The following is a 16,213-nucleotide window of genomic DNA, read 5'->3' as shown; positions in this document are numbered from 1 at the left end:
ATGCGATCGCCGACAAGCGCCAGCGCTTCGATATGCTGACCGAGGGCCATTGGTGGTCCGACCGCGTCGAGATGGCGTCCGACTGGCTCCAGCGCGAACGGCTCGGCGGGATTGCGCTCAAGCGCAACCAGACCTGGCCCGGCAATACGGTGAGCTGGCGCTTCGCTGCGCCGGATGCCGCCGAGCAAGTCGCGCTCCTGCTGCCCAACGCGACGCCGGGCCGGTTCCGGGTGCTGGCCTTCAACACCAGCGGCCAGCCGCAGCGCGCGACGATGACAACGTGGAACGTCACCGCCGGGCGCTGGCGCATGACCGGCGCGGACGGCGCGCGCGCTGTGATGCTCGAACGCAGCCTGGGCACGGATCTTACCTTTGCACCGGGAGCCTCGACCTTCGACTTCGAGCTTGTCGCGCCGATCGATCCGGTCGAGACGCGCGCTGATCTCGGCATCGGGCGCGATGACGTCGCGCTGAAGGGGCGCTTGCTCACGCTGACCGTCCACAGCCTCGGCGCGCAAGCGACCAAGGGCGGCACGGCGACGGTGATCGACGCGCGCGGCACCGTCGTCGCGCACGCGAGCATCCCGCCGCTTGCGGCCCCGCGCGCGTTGCGACCGGTAACGACGACGGTGCAGCTCGCGCTCCCCCGGGGACAGGATGCGTCGAACCTCGCCATCCGGGTGGCCTTGCCGGACGATGCTGCCGAGGTCACCACGCTGAACAACGCCGTCTCCCTCCCGGCGCGGGAGCGATGAGCGTGACCCGGCGCACGGTGCTGATCGGCGGCGCGGTTCTGGCGCTGGCGGGGCGCGCGCAGGCGGCGATCACGCTGTCGGCCGCGCTCGATGCGGCGGCGGAGGAACGCGATCCGGAGAAGGCACGCGCGCTGCTTGCAGGCTTCGACCCGCGCGATCTTCCACCCGTTGCCGCGCTCGATCTGGTCACTGCGCGCGCGGGGTTGGCGAGCGATATCGCGATTCGCCGCGCAGGCCAGCCGGGTTTCGACGTGCTGCTCGAGCGGATTTTCGGCCCGCATCGCGGCGCGGCGGCGGTCGAACGGCGGCTGATCCGCGCGCAGCAGGAGGCGACCCGGGCGGCGCTCCTTCTATTCGACGCACGCGGGATTGACGGCGCGACACCGGGCGCACGCTTTGTGCGGCTCTGGCACGAAAGCGATGGTCAGTTCGCCGACAGCGATGCGGGGCGCGATGCCGCGATTGTCGCGATGAACAAGGCGCTCGACCGCCTCCGCGCGATGCTGCCGACGCTGATCGGTCCGGTGCCCGGCTATTGCCGCGACGTTTCCGCGACGCGCGGGTCGCCCGAGGAACAAGCATCGGGCAAGGTCGGCGCGCGCCGCCTGCCGCTACCGGGGCGTCCGGGTGCCTATGTCGTCGATCTCGCGCGCATCGCCGATCGCCCGCGCTGCTCGCTGCCAAGCGTCGTCGCGCACGAATTGCTGCCCGGCCACATGATCCAGCTGCCGATTGAAGCTGCGGCGCGCCCGCATACGCTGCGCCTTTCCTATGCGCCGGGCTTTGCCGAAGGATGGGGAATCTCCGCCGAGCGGTTGGTTGCGCGGGCGGGCGCCTGGGCAGACGATCCCCGCGCGCAGCTTGGCTATCTCCACTGGCGGCTGTTCCGCATCGCGCGCGCGCGCGCCGATATCGGCCTGCATGTTCATGGCTGGTCAATCGACGAAGCGCGCGCGCGGCTGGTCGAATGGCACGGCGAACCCGCCTATTTCGCGCCGTTCGACAGCGACCTCGCGCGCATCGCCAGAGAACCTGCCGCCCGCACCGCCGAAATGCTGTTCGCGCTGGCGATCGAGGACGGGACACGGGGCAGACGCGGGCGGGGACGGATAGCCTATCATCAAGCGCTGCTCGTCGATGGCCGGATGCGCAGCGACGAGATCGCCCGGCGCGCGCGGACATGACGCTGTCGCGCCGCGATGCGCTGTTGGCCGCAAGCGGGGCGGCGCTGGTCGCCGGCGCGGCGCCCCCTCCGCGCCGCGGCCTCGACGATCAGCGCGTGCCCGATCTTGGCACTGGCCGCTTCCTCAACCCGGTGCTGGCGGGCGACCACCCCGATCCGGCGGTGCTGAAAGACGGCGCGGACTATTACGCGACCTTCTCCAGTTTCGACAGCTATCCCGGCTGCGTGATCTGGCATTCGCGCGATCTGGTCAGCTGGCAACCGATCGGCCCGGCGCTGGCCCGTAACATCGGCTCGGTCTGGGCGGTCAGCCTCGCCAGGCATGACGGCCGCTATTTCCTCTACATCCCGGTCAAGGCGAAGCCCAATTCGATCTTCGTCATCCACGCTGACCGGATCGAAGGGCCGTGGAGCGACCCGATCGACCTGGCTCTGCCGAGCCATATCGACCCCTGCCACGCGGTCGGCGCGGATGGCGCGCGCTGGCTGTTCCTGTCGGGCGGCGACCGGGTGCGGCTCAGCCCCGACGGGCTGTCGACGGTCGGCGTGCCCGAGCATGTCTATGATCCCTGGCATTATCCGAGCGACTGGGTGGTCGAGGGCTTTTCCCCCGAAGGCCCCAAGATCGCGCGGCGTGGCGACTTTTATTATCTGATCACCGCCGTGGGCGGCACCGCAGGCCCGCCGACCGGGCATATGGTGATCGCGGCGCGCGCGAAGTCGATCGACGGGCCGTGGGAGAATTGCCCGTACAACCCGCTGGTGCGCACGCGCGACGCGAGCGAACGCTGGTGGTCGCGCGGCCATGCCTCGCTGGTCGAAGGGCCGGCCGGCGACTGGTGGGCGCTCTATCACGGCTATGAAAAGGACTATTGGACGCTCGGGCGGCAAATGCTGCTCGATCCCGTAACCTGGACCAGGGAAGGCTGGCCGCAGATGACCGGGGGTGATCTGTCCACGCCCTTGCCCAAGCCGCGCGGCGGGCAAGCCGTACCGCATGGCATGGCGCTGTCGGATCGTTTCGATACCCTCGCGCTCGGTACGCGCTGGAGCTTCTACAAACCAAGCCCGACCGAGGCGCTGCGGGTGGCCGCAGACAACGGCGTCCTGACGCTCGCCGCCAAAGGCACCGCGCCGGTCGATTCATCACCGCTGCTGACGATCGCCGTCGATACCGCCTATCGCTTCGAATGTTCGGTCGAAATCGACCCCGGCACCACGGCGGGGCTGGTGCTCTTCTATGACGACAAGCTCTATTGCGGGCTCGGCTTCGATGCGAAGCGGTTTGTCACGCATCAATATGGCCTGGAACGCGGCCGCCCCGCCAATCCGCATGGTCAATCGATGCGCCTCCGCGTCACCAATGATCGTCATATCGTCACCTACGACACTAGCGGCGATGGCGGGCGGACGTGGACGCGGTTCGACCGGGGCATGGAAGTGTCGGGCTATCACCACAATGTGCGGGGCGGATTCCTGATGCTGCGCCCCGGGCTGTATGCGGCAGGCCAGGGCAGCGCGCGATTCCGGGATTTCACCTACCGCGCGCTTTAGCGCCCCGGCGCGACCAGCCCGTTCAGATACGCTTCGACATTGGTGTACCCGTCCTTGCCCAAGCCAGCAGAATCGTCCTTGGCGGGGTTCAGACCGTGGGCCTTTTCCCACGCATCGGGCATACCGTCGCCATCGCTGTCCTTCGGTTTGGAAAGCGACTTGAGCTCGGGCCAGCCGCCCATCTCGGTCTGGCTGTCGATCTGGTGGCCGGTCTTGTCGCGCACCCCCTGCACAATCGCGAGATCGACCGGGTCGCGCACCTTCGACGCGCCCGCCAAGGCCAACACGCGCGCATAGGCGCTCGACGCCGGATCCATCGTGACCGGTCCGACATCGACTGGCGCGGCGAGCCGATACCCCTCGGGGCTGACCCCGACGACCAGACTCCATGGATCGGCGGGAACGGTGCCATTCATGCTGTTGCCCGCGAAATACGCCTTGGCAAGCGTGTCGGATTCCTCGAACGCCACCAGCTTCTGCGATTGCGGCCCGGCGAGATAGGCATTGTCGACGAAATTATAGCGCGACAGCGTCGCCTTGTCGGCATTGTAGCCCGAATGCCCGCCGCCCCAATTGTAGAAAACGTTCGAGCGGAAATCGAAGAACGCGCCGACGGGGTCGATATCGGGGCCCGAATAATTGCCCGGGCGCGGCATCCGCGCTTCGTGATTGGCCCAGAGATTGTGGTGGAAACTCGCCTTCGACCCGCGTCCGCCGCGGATCAGGCTGCCATAGCCATGTTCACCCTTGGCATGGAGCGAATGTGTCAGCGAATTGGCAATGATCGACCATTGCACGGTCAGATCGAAATAGCCTTCGCCCGGCTTGGTATAATTGGCCGACGCGGACAGCGTTTCGTCGACCGACCAGCTTGCCGACACGTGATCGAGGATGATCCGGTGGCCGCCAACGATCCAGATCGCATCGCTTTCGGTCTTCGATTCGTCGCCCAGCCGCGAGCGGATGTAGCGAATGACGACATCGTCGGCGGCGACTTCGAGCGGATGATCGCGCAGCGTGATCCCATCGCCGGGCGCGCTCTGCCCCGCGATCGTCACGCGCCCCTCGCGGATGCGCAGCGGCTTGGTGAGCTTGATCGTGCCCGACAGCGCGAAGACGATCGTGCGCGGCCCTTCGGCCTCGACCGCCGCGCGCAGGCTGCCCGCGCCGCTGTCGTTGAGATTGGTGACGGTAATCACCCGGCCGCCGCGCCCGCCCTGCGCGAACCGCCCCGCGCCTTCGGCACCGGGAAACGCAAGCTGCTGGGCAACAGCAGGCGTCGATGCGAGCAAGAGGCCGACGAGCAGGGCAGTTCGCTTCACAGACAAGTCCTCAAGCAAGAGTGGCCACGTTTCGGCCATTGACCACAACATGGTCGAGCTGAACGCGGCCGGTATGGCGGATGATGCTTGGCGCGGTGACGCCGTCGAAGCGGCAGTCACGCAGCGTCAGGTCGCCGACCGGCGCGCGCGGCAAGCCCTGGCTGTCGAGCACGCGCGTCGCCCGCGTCGCCGTCAGCCGCTCGATCACGATGTCGCGCAAAACGGGCGTGAAGCGGCCATCGGCACCCTCTTCATAATTGAAATCGCATGTGATGGCGGCCTTGCCGACCGTGCCAACCTTGATATCGCGGTAGCGGAAATGCTCGAGCAGCCCGCCGCGCAAAGCGTTGTTCTTGAAGCGGATCGCATACCACAGATCGGGACTGTCCATGATGCACTGCTCGACGAAGATACGCCGCGCGCCGCCCGAAATCTGCGATCCGACCGCGACACCCCCATGGCCTTCCTTCATCCGACAGCGGCGGATGACGATATCCTCAGCCGCGACGCCGATGCGGCGACCGTCTTCGTTGCGGCCCGAATTGATCGCGATGCAATCGTCGCCGGTATCAAAGGTGCAATCCTCGATCAGCATCATCCGCACCGATTCGGGATCGCAGCCGTCATTGTTGGGGCCATGCCCCAGCACATCGACGCCGCGCACCGTGACGTTTTGGCATAGCACCGGGTGCAGCTGCCAGAACGGCGCGCCACGCAGCCGCACGCCTTCGATCAGGACATTGTCGCACAGGTAGGGTTGGACGAACGCCGGGCGCAGGAAACTGTCGTCGCCGAACACGCGCTTTTCGACCGGCACACGACGCTCCGCCATGTCGAACAGCCGCGCGCGCGCCGGGCGCTGATCGGGCATGCCGTCGCGCCAGCCGTGGTCGACCGTGCCGCTCCATGGCCCCTTCCACGACCACCAATGCTGCGCGCTGGCCTGGCCATCGAGCGTGCCTTCGCCGGTGATGCCGATGTTCTGCGCGCGATAGGCATAGATGAGCGGTGAATAGTTGATCAGCTCGATTCCCTCCCAGCGGGTCGGGACCAGCGGATAATCGGCCGGGTTGGAACTGAACGCGAGTGTCGCGCCGCGCGCCAGATGGAGCTCAACCCCCGATTTGAGCTCGACCGCGCCGGTCAGGAAGCGCCCGACCGGGACGAGCACGCGCCCGCCCCCCGCTGCAGCCGCTGCGCCGATCGCTTGCGCAATCGCTTTGCTATTCAGCGTGACGCCGTCACCGCGCGCGCCAAACGCGGTGATGTCGAAGCGCCGTGCGGCGAAGCGTGGCGGGGTGATGGCGCGACGAATCCAGTCCGCGCGCGCCCAACCGGGATCACTCGCAGGCAAGGCAGCGGCGGCGACAGCGACCCCCATCGCTGCCGCCGCGCCCCCCGCCTTCACCACGTCACGCCGGGAGAGGGTGTTCATGGCCTTATGTCCTCGCCCGCGCGCCGGTGCTTTAGAAAACGACGCGCAGTCCAGCCGTGACGATCCGCCCGGTGCTCGCAGCAACCGAACTGAGTGGGTTGGCCGAGTACATCGTGTTCCACTGCGTTGCGTTGGTCAGGTTGCGCGCTTCGAGGGAGACACGCGCCCAGGGCGTGATCGCATAGCTCGACGCAAAGTCGAGGTTGAAGGTCGATTCGCGATAGCCAAAATCGGCGACGATCGGCGAGTTGCACGGTGCCCCGGCGTTGGTCGTCAAGCCGACGCTGCACGTGCCCGTCGCCAGCGGGAACTTGTTCACATAGCGCGTGCGGTACGCGCCCGAAAAGCGGATCGAGAACTTCGAATCTTCGTAATAGAGCGTGGCGTTGAACGCGTCGGGCGAGGTATTGAGGAACGGCGCGCTGCCATAGGTGTTCGCCGCCGTGGTCGCCGTGCCGGTCTGCGTCGTCGCCAGCGCCGAGCCGACCAGATAGCTCAGCCGCGACGTGATGTGCGTATAGTTGGCGGTCACCCCGAAATTGTCGAACGGTGCGGGCAGGAAGCTGAAGTTCGACTGAACGTTGAATTCCACACCCTTAATGACTCCGCCCGGCGCATCATTGAACTGCCGCACCGCGTAGACGCCGTCGGCCTGGGTATAGGCCAGCAGCGTCGGGCTGGTGATGGTGGTCAGGATGAACTGATAGGTGGTCGGGTCGTAAACCGAGGAGAGCGGCACTTCACCCGCCGTCTGTTGTGGGAAATTGTCGAGTTTCTTGAGGAAGAACGCAGCCGAGACAAGGCCATTCTTGCCGAAGTAGCGCTCGAAACTGATGTCGAGGTTGGTGGCCCGGAACGGCTTCAGGTACGGATTACCCACCGTCACCCCAGGGGCGGAACCGTTCGTCGGCAGACCCGTCGGGAACGCCGTCGTGCCCGGCGTGAGCGAGGACAGCTGTGGCCGCGCGATCACCTTGGCTGCGGCGAAACGGAACAGGAAGTTGCGCGCGATCGTCCAAACCAGATTGGTTGACGGCAGAACGTCGGTATACTCGTTGCGCGCCGTCACCACCACGCCGAGCGCACCATTGCCGGCACCACCAACCGATCCGGTCGATGAAACCTGCGTATTGGCGACGCGGACGCCGGCGTTGCCACGGAAATCATGGCCGAACAGCATGCCGTTCCAGTCGAGCTCGAAGAAGCCCGTTAGGTCGCGCTCGGTCACCTGGTTGGCGTTGCGGCCGTCCTGGGTGAGGCGATAGTCGGAATATTTGTTGACGCAATTGCAGTCGATGCCGAACGCATTGATGAATTTCGAAAGATCGGGGACGAAGAAGCTGGTCGGCGTGCCGGCCCTCAGATCGAGCCCTTGGCCGAAGCCCACGGTGCGGCCGAGCGAGCTGATCGACGCGATCCCAGCCTCGGCAAGCGTCGGATTGATCGCCTCGATCGTCGTGTTGTTGCGGCCCGACGTGCTGTAATAGGTAAAGCGCTTCCAGGTCAGCCCCGCCTGCAGTGCAATTTCGCTACTCACCTTCCATGCAAGGCTACCGCGGCCGACCGTAAAAGTGTTGCGCACATCGTCGGAGAACACGCGGATCGTCGACAAGCCCTTCACCAAATTCCAATTAGCGGAATTGGCAACGTCGAAACCGGGATTGAACAGCGGCACCTGACCGCCATTACGCTCATCGTAAACAAAGCCGTTCTGATCGATCGCGTTGAACTCCGTCAGATAGCCGCGGTCGTTGAACTTCGATTCGGAATAGCCGCCCGTACCTTCGAAGTGGAGATTGGGCGTGAAGTCGTGCTTTACGTTGATCGTCCCCTGCTTGAAGGTCGTCTTGCCGAACTGCGAATCGGCGAAGCTGCGCCAGTCGAGCCGGTCGAGCGCGAGATAATCGGCTTCTCCTGCCGCGTTGACATTGGCGGCCCGGATCTGCGTGCTCGGGCGACCGATCAGCTGGTTGTAGAACCCGGTTTGGTTCGCCGTCGCGACATAGCCCGGTGACGCCGGATTGTTGTAATAGTCGAACGGGTTGAGGTTGTTGGGGTTGAGGCTGTTGAGATAGCCGGTGAGCGGCGTTCCGCCAACGCCGGTTCCGTCGGCCAGCCCGTTGCAGTCGAGCGATGCTGAGGCGACGCAATTAGGATAGAGCGCGACGCGATCGGCATTGCCATTCGCCGTGCCGATCGCACGCAGCCCAGCGCTGCCGGTCAGTTGCGCGCGCGCATTGCTGCCGTTGCGGTTGAGCCCGATCGTAGTGATGCCGCTGACAGTCGAATCCTGCTTGTAGCTCGAATAGACGCCGTCGAGCGTGATCTCGGTGTGGTCGGTCGGGCGCCACTGCGCGGTAAGCGTTGCGCCGATCCGTTCATATTGAAGGTCCTGCCGCGACAGTGCTGGCAGCGCCGGGATCAACGTCGTCGGCGTAACCAGCGCATAGGCCGCCGGGTCCGATCCGTAGAGAATGCCGGTGCCCTGGTTCGATGGCAGCGCAAAACCATAGGTGTTGGGCGTGATGCCGTTCAGCTGCGAGTTGCGATAGGTATATTCGAATTGCCCTGGATTGCGGCGATAGGCGTCAATCTGCTGCTTTTGCTTCTGATACGCCAGCGTGCCGAGAATCCCGAAATTGTCGGTGATATGCTGCGATATCAGCGCGGTAATGCGCGGATTGTAGGTCTTGCCATTCTCGCGATATTCGCCCTCTAGGCCGAGCGCATAGCGATTTTTCTTGCTCGCCAGCGGACGCCCGGTGTTCAGGTCGATGATCGCGCCAAGCGAACCTTCGTCGTTTGAGGCCGCTGTCGATTTGGTCACGGTGACACCGCCGAACAGTTCGGACGCAAAGGTGTTAAAGTCGAAACCGCGCGAGCGGTTGGCGCCCGAATCGGACTGATTGCCGCCAGAAATGCTTAGCGCATCGGCGCCGTTGAGCCGTACCTGTTGAAAATCGCCGCCCAGGCCGCGCACGGTGATCGTGCGGCCCTCGCCATTGTCGCGATCGATCGAGATGCCCGGCAGGCGCTGAATCGACTCGGCGAGGTTGGCGTCGGGGAAGTTGGCGATGTCCTCCGCCGTAATCGCATCGATGATCTGGTTCGACAGCCGCTTCTGGTCGAGTGCGTCCGCCAGCGATTTGCGGAAACCGGTGACAATGATGTCGTCCGATTTGACCTCTGCGGGTGCAGGCCGGGCTTGGGCCGCTGCACCCGAAGCCGCGCTAGCGGCGACGGCTGGCGCAAATGGCGATGTCGGCGCTTGCTGCGCAGCCGCCGGAGCAGCAATCGCAACACTGGCGACAACCATGCTCAAGCTTGAGCCCGATAGAAAAAGCTTTGATGCCCCAGTGATCATACACCCTCCCCCTCATGTTCGCTTCGGCGACTTATTGTCGCTCCCAATCGTATTGACACCGGAATCAATATGATTTGAACATTTCAAGTGGGATTGGCGGGGCGTTGAATTTCGTTACGCAGGCAGCCGCTGAGCTTGCCTGAACGAGCGGGGTGGATGGCTCCCGCGGACGGCATTGACGCAGCGGGCAAAGTGGTCGTCGGTAAGGCGCTGCGACGCGCGCAGCTTCTGCCATTTTTTGCTACGCTGCCTCCTTGCCTTGCCGGTTTGGAGGCCTGCGGCACGGCGCATCATTAGGCGCGCGACCTGCTTGCCTGGCAGATGAGCAATCAGGCGGACCTGCACCGATGCGGGCTTCACGCACGCGCGCCTCGGCCATTTCCTGCATTGCTTCGTGGGGGGCAATCTGATCCGCACGACAGCCCCGAAAGTGGTCGCTCGACCGCGCATCCCGAAGCGCGCTCTACGCTCGCCTGCTACGGACGCACCAAAGGCTCCGCACAATATCGAGGCGCTGACGCCGCGGATCGTTGGCTGGCTGGCTCAGGCGCACGACTTTGACGATGGCATCAGCACCTGTCTTTCGGTCACAACGAGCGCGGTGAGCCAGTCGCTGAACGCGCGAATGGCCGGGAAAAGACTGGTATCCTGGTGTGTTACCAACCAGAAAGAGCGGGTGATACGGATCTCCGCCAGGATCGCGACGAGCTTGGGATCGGCGTCGCCGATGAAGCAGGGAAGAATCCCGATTCCAGCCCCGCTCGCGATCATGCGGGCTTGTGCATTGATGCTGGACGACCGCAGGCTTGGCTGTCGCGCCCCGGGAATTTCGTCGAGATACCGCAATTCCGGCGCATAAATAATGTCGGGAACGTAACCGATCATGCGTCTGCTCCGCAGATCGTGCAGGGATGCGACCGCGCCCTTAGCGGTCAAATAGTCGGCCGACGCGTACAGGCGCAGCGCATAGTCGGTGAGTTTGCGGGTCCGCAGCGGCCCGCGGCGGGGTCGTGCGAGCAAAACCGCGACATCGGTTTCGCGCCGCGTCGGATTGAGAAAACCGCTACTCGCGACGAGATCGACGTTGAGCCGGGGATAGGCGTCGGCCAGACGGCCGAGGTGGCGGCTGACGAACCAGGTGCCGAACCCTTCGGCGACACTCACCCGCACGGTCCCGGCAATCTCGGGTTTGCTGTCAGACGTGATGCGCGCGCCTGCGGCAATCTCTTCCATTGCGGTTGCACGTTCGAGCAGATCGAGGCCAGCCACCGTCAGAATCTGTCCGCTCGGACTTTGCTCGAACAGCCGCTGGCCGACCGCCTGCTCCAGCCGTCGCAGCCGCCGCCCCACAGTGGTCGCATCGACGCCCAATAGCACCGACGCGCGTCCGATTTGCTGCGATCGCGCGACTTCGAGAAAAAACGGCAGGTCGCTCCAGTCCATCACCTGCAAATATGCAGGTCGAAGCTGCATGTCCATCGCTTGCGCGCTGCGTGTTCCGATGGTCTAGCCGCCACAGATTAGGAGAATGTCATGCGGATCATCGACCATCACATCGTGGGGCTTTCGGGTGGCGGTGCTGGCCGCACCGGTGACGTGTTCGATCCCAACACCGGTCTGGTCCAGGCGCAGGTCAATCTTGGGACGCAAGCCACGCTCGATACCGCCGTTGCCGCCGCGCTGAAGGCGCAACCCGGTTGGGCGGGGACCAATCCGCAGCGCCGCGCACGCGTGATGGCCGAGTTCAAGCGGCTGGTCGACGCGCATATCGACGAGCTCGCGCATCTGTTGTCGTCCGAGCACGGCAAGGTGATCGCCGATTCGAAAGGCGATATCCAACGCGGGCTCGAAGTGATCGAATTTTGCTGCGGCATCCCGCATGTGATGAAGGGCGAATATACGCAGGGCGCCGGCCCCGGCATCGACGTCTATTCGATGCGCCAGCCGCTCGGTATCGGCGCCGGCATTACGCCGTTCAACTTCCCGGCGATGATCCCGTTGTGGATGTCGGGCGTGGCGATTGCCACGGGCAATGCCTTCATCCTGAAACCCAGCGAGCGTGACCCCTCGGTGCCGGTGCGGCTTGCCGAGCTGTTCGCCGAAGCCGGCCTGCCCGAGGGGATCCTGCAAGTCGTCCACGGCGACAAGGAAATGGTCGACGCGATCCTCGATCATCCCGCGATCAGCGCGGTCAGCTTCGTCGGTTCGTCGGACATCGCGCATTATGTCTATCGGCGTGGCGTCGCCGCGGGCAAGCGCGTGCAGGCGATGGGCGGTGCCAAGAATCACGGCATCGTCATGCCCGATGCCGATCTCGATCAGGTCGTCGCCGATCTGTCGGGTGCCGCCTTCGGGTCGGCAGGCGAGCGTTGCATGGCGCTGCCGGTGGTTGTGCCGGTCGGCGAGAAGACCGCGATTGCCTTGCGTGAAAAACTCCTCCCCGCGATCGCCAAATTGCGCATCGGCACCTCGACCGACACGGACGCGGATTACGGCCCGGTCGTCAACGCCGCGCACCGTGCGCGCGTCGAAGGCTGGATCCAGAAGGGCGTCGATGAAGGCGCCGAGCTCGTCGTCGATGGCCGCGGCTTCGAGTTGCAGGGCCATGAAAAGGGCTTCTTTATCGGCCCGTCGCTGTTCGATCATGTCACGACAGCCATGGAATCGTACAAGGAGGAAATCTTCGGACCCGTCCTCCAGATCGTCCGCGCCGACGATTTCGAACATGCGCTGCGCCTGCCGAGCGAGCATCAGTACGGCAATGGCGTCGCGATCTTCACGCGCAACGGCCACGCCGCGCGCGAATTCGCCGCGCGCGTCAATGTCGGGATGGTCGGCATCAACGTGCCGATCCCGGTGCCGGTCGCCTACCACACCTTTGGCGGGTGGAAGCGCAGCGCGTTCGGCGACACCAATCAGCACGGCATGGAAGGCGTGAAGTTCTGGACCAAGGTCAAGACCGTCACGCAACGCTGGCCGGACGGCGGTGTCGGCGACGGCGGCAACGCTTTCGTCATCCCGACAATGGGGTGACGCGGGACGAGCGAGCAGTCCGATTTCACCACCTGCAGCCTTACGGGCAATAAGGAAAAGACCATGACACGCATCGCCTTTATCGGCCTTGGCAATATGGGGGGCGGGATGGCCGCGAACCTCGCCAAGGCGGGACATGATGTCCGGGCGTTCGACCTGTCGCCCGAAGCGCTCGCACGCGCCAAAGCCGCCGGATGCCTCCCCGCCGCCAGCGCGGCCGCGGCGGCCGACGGGGCCGAGGCGATCGTCACGATGCTGCCGGCGGGCGCGCATGTCGAGGCGGTCTATACCGACCTGTTCGCCGCCAGCGTCGCGCCGTCCGCGATCCTGATCGATTGTTCGACGATCGATGTCGCCACCGCCAAGCGGGTTGCCGAGGCGGCGCTGGTCAAGGGTCTCGCCGCGGTCGATGCCCCCGTCTCGGGCGGCATCGGCGCGGCCAATGCCGGCACGCTGACCTTCATGGTCGGCGGCAGCGATGCGGCGTTCGCGCGGGCCGAGCCGATCCTGTCGGCGATGGGCAAGGCGGTGATCCATGCCGGGGCGAACGGGACCGGGCAAGCTGCGAAGATCGCCAACAACATGCTGCTCGGCGCGACGATGATTGCGACGTGTGAGGCGTTCCTGCTTGCCGAGAAACTGGGGCTCGACGCGCAGACCTTTTACGACATTTCCAGCGTCGCCTCGGGGCAAAGCTGGTCGATGACAAGCTATTGCCCGGTCCCCGGCGTCGGCCCCGACACCCCCGCCGACCATGACTATCAGGGCGGCTTCGCCACGATGCTGATGTTGAAGGACCTCAAACTCGCCGCCGCCGCCGCCGCCGATACGGGTGCCGACACGCCGATGGGGGCGAAGGCGGCAGAGCTTTACCAGCGCTTCGCCGACGAAGGGCAGGGCGGACTGGATTTCTCCGGCATCATCAAAATGCTGCGGGGCTGAGAGTCGAATTTTCGTTCGGCTCCTGGATATCCGCGTAAAATACTGTCCTGCCGGAATCGTCTCTACTTCAGGAGATGGTTTCGCGTTGACGCCTCAACGCTAGCCGCCAAATCCGGAGGGCGGATGCGTATCGCGCTGTGGCGTGGGGCTTTGAACGTCGCAAGCTGGGTCTTTCGGATCAAAAGACCCCATCGCCAAAGTGACGCGCCACGGCGGGATTGGCGTCGCGCGTAGGGCGCGGCGCGAGGACTCGCTCGTGCGTGCCTGAACGCGGTAGCGCACTCCGTCAGCGCCATTTTGTTGACCAGGTTCGGGGAGCGAGCAGGGTGGCATGACGGCCCGCGGTCACGACCCCACCGGCCTGTCCCCCGCTATTGCACAAAAACGCACAGCGAAACCGCATGGGCGCTGGCATCGGCTATAATGGGCACAGCGCAGGTGGACGGGGAAGCCGGCATTGATCCAGCGTCGCGGCTTGGATCGTGCCGCCGGATCATCGGCGGATATCCCGCTTCCGACCTGCGCCACGGTTGGGCCAAGAGCGATCGAGTCGTCGGCCGGAAGGAAGGGAAGGGGACTGTCATGCACGCCCGCGAGCCTCAGAGCGTTGAGCGGGACCTGTTGGCGATCGCGTTCGAAAACCTGAAGCCGATGCTGGGCATGAATTTCGTCGCATGCGGTGGCGTCTCGATCATCTTATGGTCGGACGGCGCGCATTGGGTGGCGTGGTGGTTCGCGGCGGCGGCGATCTTGGTTTTCTTGCGATATGGACTCAGCGCCCGTCTGCCACGCGCGGTCATTCTGGGCGGCACGCTGGGCCAATCGGTGCGATGGCGGCGTCAGTTCGCAGTCGGGCTGTATCTGTCTGCGGCGCTATGGGCAGGTCTGGCGCTGCTGGTGAGCCACTCGAATAGCCCCAGCCAGTATATGGTCGCGATCATTATCTCGGCGCTGGCGGCGGGCGGATCCGGGGTCATGGCGAGCATGCTGCGCGAGGGGCGGGTGTATATCGCGATGATGCTCGGGCCGGCCTCCATCCTGCTGTTCGCCAGCGATCATCAGGGTGGCGTTATGACGATCCTGGGCTTGATGTTCCTGATCGTGATGCTCGTCATCCATCGACGCAATTACCTCGCGATCCATTGCAGCGTCGTGTTGAAGAACCAAAATGTTGATCTTGTCCGCGATCTGCAAGCGCTCAACACCGACCTCGAACGCAGGATCGAGGAGCGGACGAGGGCGCTGGCCGACGCGGCCAATTCTGACAGCCTGACCGGCCTGCCGAACCGGCGGCGGCTCCTCGCCTGGATGCACACGCACCTTCACGCCGACAATGGCCGCGATGCCGCCGCGTTGTTTCTCGATCTCGACCGCTTCAAGCAAATCAACGACGCGATGGGCCATGATGTCGGGGACCGCATCCTTCGCGGGGTTACCGAGCGGCTGAGCGGCCTGCTTCCCGACAATGCGATATTCGCGCGCTGGGGCGGGGATGAATTCGTTCTCGTCCTGGGGCATGGCGACGACGTTTCTCGCAAGGCCGAACGGATCGGCCACGCCCTGATCGACGCGATCAGCCAGCCCTTCCAGATTGACGGGCACAGCCTCTCGATCGGCCTGTCGGCGGGCCTTGCGATGTTTCCCGGCGATGCGAGCACGCACGAAGCCCTGATCCTTGCAGCCGACCTCGCCGTCGCGGAGGTCAAGCGGCAGGGGCGCGGCAAGGTTCTGACATTCCGCGAATCCTATGCCGCGACCCAGAAGCGGCGCTTCGACGTGTCGCGCGCGCTACCCGAGGCGATCGAGGTCGAACAACTCGTGCTGCATTATCAGCCAATCTTCAATTGGCGCACCGGCACCATCCATGGCTATGAAGCGCTGGCGCGCTGGAACCATCCAAAGCTTGGCACGATCAATCCCGATGAATTCATTCCGATCGCGGAGGAAACCGACCGGATCATTGCGCTCGGCGATCTCGTGCTGCGACGCGGTTGTGCCGATGCGGTCGCGTGGACCACGTCCGATCATGCGCCGATCGTGGCGATCAACGTCTCGGTCAAGCAGCTGCGCGAAAGCGATTTCGCCTTGCGGGTCGCCCAGATCCTCGCCCAGACCGGCCTCGCCGCCGGCCGGCTCGAACTCGAAGTGACCGAGTCGGTCTTTGCCGAAGACCATATCGACGCGACCCGTTCCTCGATCGAGAGTTTGCGCGCGATCGGCGTATCGTTGCTGATCGATGATTTCGGGACGGGATATTCCTCTTTGTCGCGTTTGTTGAGTTTTCCGGTAACCGCGGTGAAGATCGACAAGTCGTTCATGTCCACGCTTGATGGCAAAGGCGGCGCGGTCGTCGAAAGTACGGTGCTGATCGCGCGGCGGCTCGGGATTTCGGTCGTGGCCGAAGGTGTTGAGACAGCAGAGCAAGCCAAGCTCCTTTCCGAAATGGGAGTCGATCTGTTCCAGGGATATTATTTCGGTCGGCCCTCCGCTGCGGTGCTCGCAGGTCATGACCTGCGCCCCCTCATCGCCGCAGCGCCGGACCTGGCGCGGTCGGAGCGCGGCACTGCGCTTCGCGGTATTGCGGGGAGCTAGGCGACGAGCGATGCCTCGCTGATCCCGCTTCGT

9 protein-coding genes and 2 pseudogenes are annotated in these 16,213 nt (G+C 64.8%); 7 read left to right on the top strand and 4 right to left on the bottom strand.

The annotated features are described in order from the left end of the window. From ABWP09_RS01025 to ABWP09_RS01015, 3 genes and pseudogenes are all read left to right on the top strand, one after another. A pseudogene (locus ABWP09_RS01025) lies at positions 1 to 755 on the top strand (LamG-like jellyroll fold domain-containing protein); the annotation flags it as partial. After that, positions 752 to 1,939 carry a DUF885 family protein gene (locus ABWP09_RS01020; RefSeq protein WP_353203307.1) on the top strand — a complete coding sequence of 396 codons (1,188 nt, stop codon included), beginning with the start codon at positions 752 to 754 and terminating at the stop codon, positions 1,937 to 1,939. The pseudogene ABWP09_RS01025 and the gene ABWP09_RS01020, both read left to right, overlap by 4 nt. Then, positions 1,936 to 3,492 (top strand): family 43 glycosylhydrolase, encoded by a 1,557-nt coding sequence (locus ABWP09_RS01015; RefSeq protein ID WP_353203306.1) that lies wholly within the window; start codon positions 1,936 to 1,938, stop codon positions 3,490 to 3,492. Before ABWP09_RS01020 ends, ABWP09_RS01015 begins: the two co-directional genes overlap by 4 nt. On the opposite strand, the gene ABWP09_RS01010 is transcribed toward ABWP09_RS01015, so the two are convergent. From ABWP09_RS01010 to ABWP09_RS01000, 3 genes are read right to left on the bottom strand one after another with little or no spacing between them, the layout of a single operon-like run. After that, the gene (locus ABWP09_RS01010) at positions 3,489 to 4,814 is read right to left on the bottom strand and encodes a pectate lyase (protein ID WP_353203305.1); all 1,326 of its coding nucleotides are present in this window, start codon (positions 4,812 to 4,814) and stop codon (positions 3,489 to 3,491) included. The two genes, ABWP09_RS01015 and ABWP09_RS01010, sit on opposite strands and share 4 nt — an antisense overlap. Positions 4,815 to 4,824: 10 nt before the next feature. Continuing rightward, positions 4,825 to 6,249, bottom strand: a complete 1,425-nt coding sequence (locus tag ABWP09_RS01005) for a glycoside hydrolase family 28 protein (RefSeq protein ID WP_353203304.1) — start codon at positions 6,247 to 6,249, stop codon at positions 4,825 to 4,827. Positions 6,250 to 6,280: 31 nt separating this feature from the next. Further along, positions 6,281 to 9,565 (bottom strand): TonB-dependent receptor domain-containing protein, encoded by a 3,285-nt coding sequence (locus ABWP09_RS01000; RefSeq protein ID WP_353203311.1) that lies wholly within the window; start codon positions 9,563 to 9,565, stop codon positions 6,281 to 6,283. Between the two features lie 204 nt (positions 9,566 to 9,769). Between ABWP09_RS01000 and ABWP09_RS00995 the strand changes: the two are divergent. Then, positions 9,770 to 9,907: pseudogene (locus ABWP09_RS00995) on the top strand (IS110 family transposase); the annotation flags it as partial. A gap of 249 nt (positions 9,908 to 10,156) precedes the next feature. Here ABWP09_RS00995 and ABWP09_RS00990 read toward each other — a convergent pair. Then, on the bottom strand, positions 10,157 to 11,056 hold the full coding sequence (locus ABWP09_RS00990) for a LysR family transcriptional regulator (protein WP_353203303.1): 900 nt from the start codon (positions 11,054 to 11,056) through the stop codon (positions 10,157 to 10,159). A 90-nt stretch (positions 11,057 to 11,146) separates the two neighbouring features. Here ABWP09_RS00990 and ABWP09_RS00985 point away from each other — a divergent pair, with 90 nt between their 5' ends. The 3 genes from ABWP09_RS00985 (at position 11,147) to ABWP09_RS00975 (ending at position 16,180) form a co-directional block, all read left to right on the top strand. Next, positions 11,147 to 12,646: a CoA-acylating methylmalonate-semialdehyde dehydrogenase gene (locus ABWP09_RS00985; protein ID WP_353203302.1), complete on the top strand. Its 1,500-nt coding sequence runs from the start codon at positions 11,147 to 11,149 to the stop codon at positions 12,644 to 12,646. 63 nt (positions 12,647 to 12,709) lie between these two features. After that, on the top strand, positions 12,710 to 13,588 hold the full coding sequence (gene mmsB / locus ABWP09_RS00980; protein WP_353203301.1) for a 3-hydroxyisobutyrate dehydrogenase: 879 nt from the start codon (positions 12,710 to 12,712) through the stop codon (positions 13,586 to 13,588). 582 nt (positions 13,589 to 14,170) lie between these two features. After that, positions 14,171 to 16,180, top strand: coding sequence for a putative bifunctional diguanylate cyclase/phosphodiesterase (locus ABWP09_RS00975; RefSeq protein WP_353203300.1), 2,010 nt, complete (start codon positions 14,171 to 14,173; stop codon positions 16,178 to 16,180). Positions 16,181 to 16,213 lie beyond the last annotated feature (33 nt).

The organism is Sphingomonas sp., assembly GCF_040398505.1.
Lineage (GTDB): Bacteria > Pseudomonadota > Alphaproteobacteria > Sphingomonadales > Sphingomonadaceae > Sphingomonas.
Note: the sequence above shows the minus strand (reverse complement) of the source record. Positions and strands in the feature narration are given on the sequence as shown.

Bases quoted from the DNA above. Each gene is read 5' to 3' on its own strand.
- ABWP09_RS01020 (WP_353203307.1), top strand. From the start codon at position 752: ATGAGCGTGACCCGGCGCACGGTGCTGATCGGCGGCGCGGTTCTGGCG.
- ABWP09_RS01015 (WP_353203306.1), top strand. From the start codon at position 1,936: ATGACGCTGTCGCGCCGCGATGCGCTGTTGGCCGCAAGCGGGGCGGCG.
- ABWP09_RS01005 (WP_353203304.1), bottom strand. From the start codon at position 6,249: ATGAACACCCTCTCCCGGCGTGACGTGGTGAAGGCGGGGGGCGCGGCG.
- ABWP09_RS01000 (WP_353203311.1), bottom strand. From the start codon at position 9,565: ATGGTTGTCGCCAGTGTTGCGATTGCTGCTCCGGCGGCTGCGCAGCAA.
- ABWP09_RS00990 (WP_353203303.1), bottom strand. From the start codon at position 11,056: ATGGACTGGAGCGACCTGCCGTTTTTTCTCGAAGTCGCGCGATCGCAG.
- ABWP09_RS00985 (WP_353203302.1), top strand. From the start codon at position 11,147: ATGCGGATCATCGACCATCACATCGTGGGGCTTTCGGGTGGCGGTGCT.
- mmsB (WP_353203301.1), top strand. From the start codon at position 12,710: ATGACACGCATCGCCTTTATCGGCCTTGGCAATATGGGGGGCGGGATG.
- ABWP09_RS00975 (WP_353203300.1), top strand. From the start codon at position 14,171: ATGCACGCCCGCGAGCCTCAGAGCGTTGAGCGGGACCTGTTGGCGATC.